Below are 12,199 nucleotides of genomic sequence, written 5' to 3'. Positions count from 1 at the left end.
TCACATCTTCTTCCAGTCTCCGATCCGCTCGAAGGCGTGCGCCGCCCTGTAGATGGTTGCTTCGTCGAAGTGGCGACCAACGAGCATCAGGCCCACCGGAAGGCCATCCACCATTCCGCACGGCAGCGACATAGCCGGATGGTGCGTGATGTTGAACGGAGCCGTGTTGGTGAACATCTCCGTCGCGCGCGTGACATAATCCTCTCGGCTGACGTCATGTGGAGGGAGTTGCGTCGCCTTCATCGGCGTCGTCGGTAGAAGAAGGAGATCGTAATCCTTAAGGGCCTTGTCGTAAGCTGCGCGTAGGCGGCGAGAGACGTTGACGGCCTTGCCGTAGAATCGCGGCCCGTACGTGTTGTTTACGTAAGTGCCGAGCAACAGGAACAACTTGGCCTGCTCGGACAGGGAGTTCGCCTTCTGGCGCCACCCCCGATGGAAGTCCATGAGTGACAGTGAAAAGAGGTCTGATCGGCTGGTACCAAAGCCGTCACCAAACATCATGGTTTGTGTGGCGCCCTCGGTGCCGATCGGCGTCCAGATTGCGGCACCTTGGAGGTGCATTGGTACAGAGACCGTTTCAACCGAGGCCCCGAGATCCTTGAAGCGCTTGGCCGCTTCACGAACTGCTCGATTGACACCAGCTTCCGCCCCGCGCTGTTCGAAGCCCTCCTTCAGAACGCCGATCTTCAATCCGCTGACGCTTTGACCGAGTGCTTTCGTGTATTCTTCGACTTTCGGTGCTTTGATGCGTGGATCGTAACCGTCGTCTCCGGCGATTACCTCCAAGAGCAACGCATTGTCCGCGACCGTTGCGGTCATGGGGCCCGTGTGGTCGAGCGTCAGCTCATTGGGCATGATGCCGGTATAGGGGACAAGACCCCAGGTGGGCTTCATGCCGTAGATACCGCAAAACGACGATGGCATGCGTATTGAGCCGCCCTGGTCGCCGCCGATCGCCATATCGACTTCGCCAAGCGCCACGACAACGGCCGAGCCCGAAGACGAGCCGCCCGCAGAGTAGCCCATTTTATGAGGATTGTGCACAGGTCCGAGCGCACCGGTATGGCTACCACCGGATGTGCAAAAGCATTCGCAATGCACTTTACCTGCGATTTCGGCACCCGCATCAAGCATGCGAGTGACAATGGTTGCGTCGATATCTGGTACGAATCCTTCGAGCGTCGCCGAGCCGTTCATCATTGGCACCCCAGCCAACATGACGTTATCTTTCAGCGCAACGGTCTTACCCTTGAGTTTTCCGCTTGGCGCTCCTTCGACCCTCGCCTTACGGTACCATGCGTTGTGCAGATTTTCTTCCGCCCGCGGTTGATACCCCGGGGTGCGCGCATATTTCACCTGAGGCAACTCATCCGGGAGGGCTTCGATGTATCTGTAGGCCTCGAGAGATTCGTTGATAAGTCCGCGGAAGGAAACGACGTCCTCGTCGGTAAGTGAAAGGCCGCACTGTGAGGCGACATCTCGCAACTGGGCGGGTGTGGGCGGGACAACTGGCACTGGGCGCTCCTGTAATTTCAAGGGCAGACCCACTCTGCGATGGGCTCAATTCGGCAAGCCTAGTCGACTGCAGGTTGGTCGAACCTGACGTCAGTTGCTCACAGTGGGTAAATCTGGGTAATTTTGCCAAGAAAGTGGCGAAGCAGAGCAGAAGTTTTCGCACCCATGCCATCTAGAGCGTTTGCTTTGCGCATTGGGGGCCGATGGACCAAGTGGACATGCCACGTCGGATCGTAGATGCGGCGCCATAACTGGCTCGGCAGAAGCAGTTAGTGCCTTTGCCGCTGCCGACGTGAACGCATCAATCAAAAAGAAGAGCAATAGGCGGGCAGGTAGGCTCCGTCCGCTGCGTGATGATCTTCAGATCACATAGCGAAAATGAAGAGCCGAAGAACTGGTATAGCCGCCTCTCGTCTTAAAGAGGAAGCGCCTACGTAGGAAGTTCGTGAAAACCCCTGAGGGCAAGCGGCAACTTTACCGAGACTGCCCCTCTCGCTGTATGGGTAGAATCCTGAAAGGGGCTTGAGCTCGTTACTCCAGTCCCAAACTCTGAATACCGCGTAGCTTGGTTCGACTTTCAATCTGGGCTGGCAGATGAGTGATGATGCACGATCTTCCACGTGCCGTCCTGACGGCGTAGTACGAAGGTGAACCGCGCCGGCGTCGATTTCTGATGGCCTTTCGATATCTGTGAAAAGACATAGCTTCCCGCGACCAGGACAACGTTGTGCTCCAACGTGACAGAGTGCCATACTTCCATTTTCACGGTAGCGCCGCCACGAAAGTAAGTGCCTATTTCTTTGGCCCCGATGTAGAGCTTAGGACTCGATGTACCCTGCAGCATCGCATCATCTGTGTACAACGAAACCAGGCGATCGGGCGTATGCCTGTTGAAGACTCGCTGCCAGAGGTCCAGGAACTCGCGGATGTCCTTCATCGAGCAGTCGTCGTTCACTATGAATCTCGATCTAAGAAGTTGATTGCCGGAACGCACGCTCCGGTAACGGCAAGACCGGCTACTCGCGATAAAGCGCCTGACCTGAGCTTCCTCACTCATGCTGAGGAGAACGTACCGGTTTAGCGGAAGGAGTAAAGCCTGACCATATTGCGTGCGTTGTCGAGGAACAGTGCGGCACACGATGGCATCGAGCTACAGTGCGGCTTCAGGGCAAAAAGCACCTTGGGCATCGCAACGTATGACGAGCGCGCAAGCGACACTCTCGACCAGGAACAGTGCACAAAGACCCACGGCGATGCAACTGTGTGCCCCCCGGTATGATGGAGTTCGTCGGTGAGCCAATTGGCCGGGCGAAGCCTGATCTCTAATTCAATCGTTGCATACGGTGACCAGATCTCATAGTCGATGTGACATTCTTTAGTCTGGGTACGATTGTCTCAGGCGAGATTGTCGGGAACGCGGCGAAAAGGAATTGCAGTCGGCTCGCGCCGTGTGGACTCCAGGCGCAGAGAGGCTCAGCTCGATCAAATCGACTGAAGGCGAGGTATCGCAGCACAGTCGTAAGCGACCACTATCAAGCATGCGTCGATGAAGACGGGTCTGGCCCTGAGGTATTCGCGGCGTTCGAACTTACTCGGCGCGCAGCTCCGTGCGACGCATCAACGTATCCCCGAGCAGTTGCCGTTTCTTAGGACAACCTGCGTACCGTCCCGCTCCCCAGCGCCTATCGGAGATCCCACGCAAGCGCGGGTGTCCTCACTCGTCATCGCCCTCCTTAATCACGCTGCTTGGCGCCAAACGCGGAGGGCGATTGGCCGGAGAGGCCGCAAACAGCCGATCTCGAATCCACGGCTCTCCATCGCATTAAGTAAAGCGGCTTCGCGCGCTGACAAAAATTGCGATGCGTCAAACGAAGCAAGACGGAGCATCTGCAACGCCACTGTCGGTCTCAGGACATCCCGTTCTCTACGCGACACGCCCTGGATGGGAATAGCAAAGGAAAGCAGCACTGGCTGTTGGCACGCTCTTTGAAACTACGAAGGAATCCCGCCGTATGAAGAGCCATACGAGAATAGGAAATGATGCAAGAATGCACTGATCTGACGAAGCAAGCCAATGCCCTCGGAACTGACAAAGGGAACGGAGCGCTGACGCGCATGCTACACATTATCTTCTCTCCGCGAGCAATTCGGCCCCTTCACGATCGTCGAGGTCAATACAGCGCAGAACAGCGACCTCAATCCTGGCGCACTGCTCGGTCGCGAACGCGAAGCTCGTCCGGGTAGACCCCATAGGGTCCCCCGCATCGGCGCAAATCATGCACCACGCTTAGTACGGCATCTAGTAACCGGATCTCGCTGATGACGAAATGGGTCATGGGCATGCGAAATGAGGCGAATGGTCTAGCGCGAGCGGCGCGAGGATGAGTCGGGCCACGACGATTGCTTACTCGCATGCTCTCGGAGTCCAGACTTGATCTTTAACTCATCGAATTGCTGGCATTAAAGTGGAGGCATTATGCGCATCTGCGGTATCAAGCTGACGCATGACGGAGCGATCGCGCTGATCGAGGACGGACGGCTCATCTTTTGCATCGAGCAGGAGAAGCGGAACAACAATCCGCGCTATCAAACGATCGACAATCTCGATGCAATCGTCATGGCTTTGGCGGAGCACGGTCTAGATGTGCAGGACATTGATCAGTTCGTCGTCGACGGCTGGGTGGGGCAAGTGGAGTCTCGGTACCAGGTCGTTAGCGGAACGGCACCTATCACGCTCAAAGGCGCGTCCTATGTTGAACGCCATACCGAGGGCCTTCTCGCCTCACGCGACGGCTTTGGCCTTAGGCTCGATGGCAGGGATTTCCCGTATAAGAGCTATCCGCACGTCGCCAGCCACGTGGCCGCCGCATACTGCACCAGCCCGTTTGCCAAAGCTGGACAGCCTGCTTTCTGCCTCGTGTGGGATGGCGGCACCTTTCCACGACTCTATCATGTAGAACGCGGGGGGACCCGGTTTATCGAGTGTCTGTTCCCGGTGATCGGGCACGTCTATGCCGCTGCGGGTCTTCACTTTGGGCCGTATAAGCGAGCGAACCGCGCCAATTGGGACCTGGGTGACCCCGGCAAGCTGGATCCGGGAGGTGCCGGCAAGCTCAACCTGGGTGTCGCCGGCAAGCTGATGGCCTATATCGGCCTCGGCTCTGTCAATGAAAACATCGTCACGGTCTTTCAGGAGCTCTATGAGGAGCGCTTTGCCGCTGACACGAAGCGTGCCAGTTACCGTACCGACATCAAGAGCATGGAGTCTGAGCTTGCGACCGTTCACGACTTCTTCGATGCTAGCGCGCGGCGGTTGAAGGCCAAGGCGCCCGAAGATGTGCTCGCATCGTTTCATTGCTTCCTCGAGCGTCTGCTCGTGCGGGAAATGGCGAGTGCTTTGCAGCGGCACTCGGGTTTTGCTGCGCGCAACTTGTGCATAGCGGGCGGTTGCGGTCTCAATATCAAATGGAATAGTGCACTACGGGCGGCAGGCCTGTTCGATGCTGTCTGGGTGCCCCCGTTTCCAAATGACAGCGGCTCTGCAATCGGTGCAGCTTGTTGCGCAATGGGAGCGGACGGAGGTTTCGTGCCGTTGCAATGGTCGGTATACAGTGGTCCGGCGCTGCAACGTAGCGATGTGCCACCTGAATGGGATGGCGCGCCGTGTGGTATGCATGAACTCGCGACTATTCTCGCCAGCGACAAGCCTGTGATTTTTCTTGCCGGCCGCGCCGAGCTTGGACCTCGGGCATTAGGTAGCAGAAGCATTCTCGCAGCCGCAACATCGCCGGGAATGAAGGATTATCTCAATGACATCAAGCATCGCGAACACTTCCGGCCAGTGGCGCCGATCTGCCTGGAAGATCGCGCGCCGGATATTTTCAGTCCAGGAACGCCGGATCCTTATATGATTTTCGATCATCAGACTCGAGCTGAATGGCGGGACAAAATCCCCGCTGTTGTACATCTCGACGGATCTGCGCGACTGCAGACGATCTGCAGGACCTCTCAACACAAAGTCGCCGAGCTTCTCGTCGAATACGAAGCGCTCACGGGAATTCCGCTGCTTTGCAATACGAGCGCAAATCACCATGGACGTGGGTTCTTCCCGCATCTCGCAGCCGCCTGCAAGTGGGGCCGCGTGGAGCACGTATGGTGCGACGGGATGCTGTGGACGAAAGCTCCGCAAGCCAGCAATGGCGCCGAGCGTGGTTCAGACGAGATTAGCGCAGCTCCACGGCAGCAATCGGCTTAGCGAACGTGAAATCGTATGGTGAGCCTTGGCGCACCCGGTCGTCATTACCAATGTTCACGCTTTTGGATGGGACCGCTTCGAGGCGGCTAGCGTGAGCAACGTGAACACCGGGACTGCTACTCCAAGATCCGCAGCTTTTTGATTTTGTTGTAGAGGGTTTTTCTTGAAAGCCCCAGAGAACTGGCTGTTTTTCCGCGATGAAGTCTGTTTCGTTTCAAGCCTTCTATGATCCATTCCCGCTCGGAGAATGCATTTTTCGGCTTAGCCGGTGCCGACGCGTTCAACAGCGGCCTCAGAACGCCCGCGCTGATATGCGCATCTGGGAGCGTCACCAGCTGGTTCACGATCTGGCGCAATTCCCTTAAATTGCCGGGCCAATCATGGCCAGCGAGCGCCAAAAATGCAGAATTTTCGATCGCCAGCGTTTGGGCATTCGAATCCCCCTTCGCCTCGACTGTGAAATGCTGAACCAGCTGAGGGAGGTCCTCCAATCGGTCTGGCAAGGCAGGTAGCTTGATGTCGAGCCCCGAAAACAAGCCGAGCAGCCGGGGACATAGCACCGTTTGAAGGCCCGCCCCGCGAGCAACCGTGGCAGTTGCGATGATTCGAGCACTGGAGCGCACAATGGATGCGCCGTTCAAGGGCGCGAAACTACCGGTCTCGAGGTAATCGGCAAGCCGTTCCTGCCCATCACGCGAAAGCTGATCGAGATGCAGCAGCAACACGGTCGTATCGTTTGCACTTTCCAGCAGCGACAGTTGGCGTCTCCTGCTCTGATCGCGCTCGGCCCCAAAAAGCGCACCGACCGTATCGATGGGCAAGCCGGGTCGGCATTGAAACAGCGCTGCCTTCGCGTGCTTGCGGTCGCTGAAGGCATGGACCAGGCTGGCTATCCTTCGCTTGCCCGAGCCGGTCTCGCCCCAAACGAGCACAGGACTGGGATGGGAAGCCAGGCGCTTTGCAGTCTCAAGAACGCGTTTCATGATTGAGGACTGTGCGATGACGCCGTGCCTGAAGCCGCTCAATTGGAGTTGGCGCTCAAGGAGATCGACCTTCTCCCGCAACAAGTGAAGAGTCTTGAATCCCGAGGTGACCTCAAGGACAGACATCTCCAGCGGGACGCGATCGAGCGAGGAACCCCCGATGAAGCCCTTAACACCCGTTTCGCCGCAGATATCCAAGAGTTCGTCAGGCTTCGTTATCGGCCCGCCGCCAAGTAGGCAGATCACGTTTCGGTCGACGGATTGAGCCACACGCGCGACTGCGCTCGTGCGCGCGGCAAGCTCCGACAGGCTAATCGATGGGTCGGATGCGCTTTCAACGCCACGATTGAGATTGAAGTTGATGCAGATGGCCTGAGTACCAGCTTCAACCATGCGCCTTGCTTCAGATTGGGTTCGAGTATAGGCGATCGTCATCAGGCCACGTTTTGCCGCCTTCACCAGCAGCTCTATTTCGCGGGAGTAACCTAGGCCGCATTTCTCAAGCAACGACCTCCTGTAGTCATCAATGTGGATGACGGAAGGGAAGTTAGTGACCCCCGAAAAACCCCAGCTGCTGATCCGATCGAGCCAACGATCGATATCGAGTTGCGGATCAAAGGTACAAACGCCGAAGAATACCGGCAATTTCGTGCTGGGCAGGATCTCGGTCCGACCGAAGCCGGCCACAAATTCATTGCTATTGCGGATTGGAAGGATTGAGGCAGGTGAAGAACCGCCCATCGCGCGAAATCGGCCGGCATTGAGCGCAAGCACGAAATCTGCCCCTGCTCGTTCGGCCGCTCTCGCAGCCATGCCCGATCCGATCCCCGCCCCCAGCACAAACGAACGGGAGTTCCGGAAGAACTGCCTGATACCGCCCCCCTTCACCTCATCCGTCCGTGTCTATAGACCGCGTTCGCTCCTGGCGCGGCACTAACCAAAATTAGCTCCAATTTGCGGGCGCTTGCAACCGTCGCAGGGCTTTTCCGTTCGCCATGAACAGATGGCAGTCCGCCGGGGAAGCCGCAAGACGAACTTTGCCGGAGCCTTTGAGCGGCTCGGGCTTTGACGCTTTTGCGACGACTGCCTCCTTTCCGGCGTTGCCGTAAACGTAAGTGACGCTGCCAAGATGCTCGACGAAATCGATGTCAAGTTCAATTGCGATGTCGGCCTTCTCGGCGGCGGACGGAGAGAAATCATCCGGCCGAATTCCAAGTGTGATCGGCTTGCCGACCAGCAATTGATCCGGCTGGACGGGGACAGAGACCGTTGCGCCCGCGTCGAGCCTGACGTCCATGCCCGTCTCGGTTGCTGCCTCGATGTGGCCGTCGAGGAAGTTCATCTTGGGCGAGCCGATGAATCCCGCCACAAACCGAGACGCTGGATTGTGATAGAGATCATGAGGGCTTCCCACTTGCTCGATATTGCCGTCCTTGAGCACAACGATCTTGTCGGCCATCGTCATTGCCTCGACCTGGTCGTGCGTTACATAGATCATGGTGTTTCCCAACTGCTTGTGCAGTTTGGCAATCTGAACCCGCATCTGCACACGCAACTCAGTATCCAGGTTCGACAGAGGCTCGTCGAACAGGAACACCTTGGGCTCACGCACAATGGCACGCCCAATCGCCACGCGCTGCCGCTGTCCACCTGAGAGTTGCCGAGGCTTACGATCCAAGAGGTGATCGATCTGCAACAGCGATGCGGTCTCAGCGACCCTGGCATCAATCTCGGCTCTTGTCACTTTGGCCATACGCAGAGGGAAGGCCAAGTTCTCGCGCACGGTCATATGCGGATAGAGCGCATAGCTCTGAAACACCATACCGAGGTTACGATCGGCCGCATCAAGGCCGTTGACGACCACATTGTCGATCAAGAGCCGTCCGCCGCTGATGCGCTCCAGCCCTCCGATCATGCGCAGCAGCGTCGACTTACCCGACCCGGATGGCCCGACGAAGACGACGAATTCGCCATGGTCGATTGTCAGGTTGATATTCCGCAGGATCTGGATGGTCCCGTAGGCCTTGCTGACGCCTTCCAGACGAACATCGGCCATCACGCTCTCCTCTGTCGCGAGCCTCCAACCAGGGCCGGGATCTCAATCTCTGCCAGGCTCGATACGATGAAATCTGGTCGCGCCAGGGCAGGATCCTCTCGGGGCGGAACGCCGGTCGTGACCAGCACGGTTGGAAGGCCAGCTCGCTTACCGGCCTGAATATCCGTCGCAGTCTGGTCACCGATCATCAGTGTGGCGCTGCGCACCGTCCCTATGCGGGAAAGCGCCGTTTTGATCATGTGCGGCTCGGGCTTACCAACGATCAGGGGTTTGACCTGGGCGGCAGCAGCCACAGCCGTAATTGTTGCTCCTGCTCCCGGTTCGAAGCCATCGGCGGTCGGCAAGAGAAGATCAGGGTTGGTGCCGATGAGGGCGGCTCCGTTCAGGATCGCCTCAACAGCAATCCGCATCTTCTCATGCGTGATGCGGCGATCGAGACCCATCACGACGATCTCCGGCTCTTGGTCAGTAACGTCCAGACCTACCGCGGCGACCGCATTCGCAAGCGAGGGCGCGCCGATGACATATACGCGGCTTGCGTCCGGGTACTTCGCGCGTGCGAGTTCTGCGGCCGCAATCGCGCTGGTAACCACTTCGTTCGGCGCGACTGCAAGGCCAAACGCTTCCAATTTGCGGACGACGTCCTCCGGCGTGTGGGTCGAGTTGTTTGTCACGAAGCAGAACGGCAGTCCGGCCGCCTGCCATCGCGCAAACGCTTCTATGGCATCGACAATTGCGGCATCTCCACGATAGAGGACGCCATCGAGGTCCGAAATGATCCCAGCGACTGACGGCCAGTTGAGGTGAGAGCTTGGGCTAGCCATTCATCAGCATCCCGCCGTTCACGTGCACGATCTGCCCTGTCATGTAAGAAGCCGCCGGACTCGCCAGGAAGACGGCTAGCCCTGCGATATCCTCAGGCACTCCAACCCGTCCCAACGGAATCCGGCCACCATGGCGCGCTTCAGTCTCCTCCCGCGGGCGACCGTGCATGGGAGTATCAATGATGCCAGGCGCGATCGCGTTCACGTTGATGCTGAGGGGCGCGCATTCATAGGCAAGTAGCTTGGTCACGTCGTGTACGATTGCCTTCGAAAGACAATAGTCGGCTCCGCCGGCCTGATAGTTGAAAACTGCACCTTGCGAGGACAGCGATGAGCCGACATTGACGATGCGTCCGCCTTTGCCTTTCATGAAGCGCTCGACGACCAGTTTTGAGCAGCGCAGGACAGCGATCGAGTTGATCTGGATCGTACGTTCAATTTTTTCAGCGCTGCCGCTGAGCAACGGCTGGGCAGATTTTATGCCTGCATTATTGACCAGCACGTCCAGCCGGCCAAAGTGTTCGTCGATCTGTTCGAGGACCCTTCCGACGTCCTCCTCGCGCGCGACATCCATAGCCATGGGCACTATGCCGTTGCCATAGGGCAGTCTTGGCAGAGTGTCTCTGAGGTTCTCTAGATTGGCATCGGTGGCAACGACGTTCGCGCCTCCCTGACGAAACGCATTAGCAATGGCAGAGCCAATACCGCCGCCTGCCCCGGTGACGAGCACCGTCCGGTCTGAAACTGAGAACTGTTCGGTCATTCCAACTCCAAGATCGTTTGAGACTGTAGAAACTCGTCAACTGCCTGGGCTGTCGGCATTGAGCTTTGAGCACCGCGCCGTGTCACACATAAGGCTGCAACCGCTAGCGCCTTCCTCACTGCTTCCTTTAGAGGCAGCCGCTGAGCGAGTGATGCTGCGAATGCCCCATTGAAAGCATCTCCTGCGGCCGTGGTATCGACGACCTTGACGGGAAACGCCCGCAGAGCAAAGGAGCGCGTGGCATCAGCATAATAAGCTCCCTGCGCCCCGAGCGTGATCAGCGCGGCACCGGGCCCGAGATCAAGCAGCTTCACCGCCGCACGCGCGGCGCCATCGAAGTCGCATACCTCGATGCCTGTCAGCTCGAAAGCTTCCGTCTGGTTCGGCGTGACGAAATCAACGCTTCTCCACGCAGCCGATGGAAGACCTGGCCTTACCGGGGCCGGGTTGAAAATAAGCTCGAAGCCTTTTTTACGCTTCATCTCGAAGAGTCGATTGAGCGCAGGGATCGGCATACCCATTTCGGCGACGACGATTGTATCGTGCTCTATGAATTTGGTTGCGCTCTCGATCATGTCCGGCGCCACCTTCGAATTGGCGCCCGGGTCTATGACGATCATGTTGGAGCCGTCGTCAGCGACCATAACCAAGGCCGAGCCCGAGACTTCGCCTGCACAGACCGTGATTGCGTCAGTGCAAACGCCAGCTTCCATAAGCGATTTTAAAAGCGACTGACCGGCATCATCATCACCGAGATGCGTGTAGAAGTGTGGTTTCAGGCCGAGCCGGGCGGCAGCAACGGCTTGGTTCGCGCCCTTTCCTCCAGGGTGACGGGTCACCGTACCCATCAGGCTTTCACCCGGCGTTGGAAGCCGCTCGACATTGAAGCACAGATCGAGATTCGTCGTTCCGAAGAACATCAATGGCCTGGCGCTCATTTTACGGCACCGAAGGTTAGGCCGCGTTCAAGATGACGCTGACCGATCACGATCAGAATGACGGGAATGATCATCGTCACAACCAGCCCTGCGGCCATGACCGGGTAGAACTGCACGCCTGGATTGAGCAGCTTGAGAAGAGCGACCGTTACCGGCGCCTTGGTCGAACTGAGCATCAGACCTAAGGCGAAGTTGTGCCAAGCGAGTAGGAAGATGAGCAATGAGGCCCCGACGAGGCCCGGCTTCAAAAGCGGCAGCACGATGTGCACCACGACTCGGACCGGTTTGGCCCCATCCATGGCGGCTGCCTCCTCTATGTCTTTTGGGATGTCTTCGATATAGGAGCGGCTCAGCCAAACAATCATTGGCAATGTAACGACTTGGTAGACCCAGATCATCCCGATATAGGTGTCATACAATCCGATCGTCTGAAAGACGCTGAACAGCGGGATGACGACCAAGAGGACCGGGCCAAAGCGGAAGCCCAAAATGAAGAAGGCAATGTCTTCCTTGAAGGGTATGTCTCGCCTGGCTAGGACGTAGCCGGCTGGCACCCCAATGAGCAGGGAGATGATTACGGAGCCCAGCGCAATGACGACGCTGTTCGTGATCGGCGTTAAGAAGTCGACTTTGATGGTGCCATAGCTGGTCGCTCCGGCCTGAGTGACATCAAACAGCACACGGTAATTCTCCAGCGTCGGCACGAACAGGAAGGTTGGCGGCCAGGTCATCACTTCAGCCTGCTGCTTCAGCGACGTCATCGCGATCCAGACCAGTGGAAAGGCCAGGATCAATGCGCAAATGCCGACGAGCAGGTTCAGAAGCAAATTGGTAGAGGTCGAGCGCTTCAATCGCATGGTTGCAT

At 57.7% G+C, this 12,199-nt stretch carries 9 protein-coding genes; 1 reads left to right on the top strand and 8 read right to left on the bottom strand.

From position 1 onward, the window contains the following. The gene (locus BLV07_RS07545) at positions 1-1,515 is read right to left on the bottom strand and encodes an amidase (RefSeq protein ID WP_091881902.1); all 1,515 of its coding nucleotides are present in this window, start codon (positions 1,513-1,515) and stop codon (positions 1-3) included. 577 nt (positions 1,516-2,092) lie between these two features. Continuing rightward, the gene (locus BLV07_RS07540) at positions 2,093-2,452 is read right to left on the bottom strand and encodes a nuclear transport factor 2 family protein (RefSeq protein WP_244551005.1); all 360 of its coding nucleotides are present in this window, start codon (positions 2,450-2,452) and stop codon (positions 2,093-2,095) included. A 1,539-nt stretch (positions 2,453-3,991) separates the two neighbouring features. On the opposite strand from BLV07_RS07540, the gene nodU reads away from it, so the two are divergent. Next, positions 3,992-5,770, top strand: a complete 1,779-nt coding sequence (nodU, locus tag BLV07_RS07535; protein ID WP_091881896.1) for a nodulation protein NodU — start codon at positions 3,992-3,994, stop codon at positions 5,768-5,770. Positions 5,771-5,886: 116 nt separating this feature from the next. On the opposite strand, the gene BLV07_RS07530 is transcribed toward nodU, so the two are convergent. Genes BLV07_RS07530 through BLV07_RS07505 form a run of 6 tightly spaced genes read right to left on the bottom strand, consistent with a single transcriptional unit; the run spans position 5,887 to position 12,191 of the window. Next, positions 5,887-7,641, bottom strand: coding sequence for a phosphoenolpyruvate hydrolase family protein (locus tag BLV07_RS07530; RefSeq protein ID WP_283806513.1), 1,755 nt, complete (start codon positions 7,639-7,641; stop codon positions 5,887-5,889). 55 nt (positions 7,642-7,696) lie between these two features. Then, the gene (locus BLV07_RS07525) at positions 7,697-8,809 is read right to left on the bottom strand and encodes an ABC transporter ATP-binding protein (RefSeq protein WP_091881893.1); all 1,113 of its coding nucleotides are present in this window, start codon (positions 8,807-8,809) and stop codon (positions 7,697-7,699) included. Further along, positions 8,809-9,633 (bottom strand): HAD-IIA family hydrolase, encoded by an 825-nt coding sequence (locus BLV07_RS07520; protein ID WP_091881890.1) that lies wholly within the window; start codon positions 9,631-9,633, stop codon positions 8,809-8,811. The genes BLV07_RS07525 and BLV07_RS07520 overlap by 1 nt, the downstream gene beginning before the upstream one ends. Beyond that, on the bottom strand, positions 9,626-10,396 hold the full coding sequence (locus BLV07_RS07515) for an SDR family NAD(P)-dependent oxidoreductase (protein ID WP_091881888.1): 771 nt from the start codon (positions 10,394-10,396) through the stop codon (positions 9,626-9,628). The genes BLV07_RS07520 and BLV07_RS07515 overlap by 8 nt, the downstream gene beginning before the upstream one ends. Then, entirely contained in the window at positions 10,393-11,334 is a 942-nt protein-coding gene (locus tag BLV07_RS07510) for a ribokinase (protein WP_091881885.1), read from the bottom strand. The genes BLV07_RS07515 and BLV07_RS07510 overlap by 4 nt, the downstream gene beginning before the upstream one ends. Beyond that, complete coding sequence (locus BLV07_RS07505) at positions 11,331-12,191, bottom strand: carbohydrate ABC transporter permease (protein ID WP_091881882.1); 861 nt, start codon at positions 12,189-12,191, stop codon at positions 11,331-11,333. Before BLV07_RS07505 ends, BLV07_RS07510 begins: the two co-directional genes overlap by 4 nt. Positions 12,192-12,199 lie beyond the last annotated feature (8 nt).

Origin of the sequence: Bradyrhizobium sp. Rc2d, assembly GCF_900099855.1 — a bacterium.
Classification (GTDB): domain Bacteria; phylum Pseudomonadota; class Alphaproteobacteria; order Rhizobiales; family Xanthobacteraceae; genus Bradyrhizobium.
This window is presented reverse-complemented; position numbering and strand designations above follow the sequence as displayed.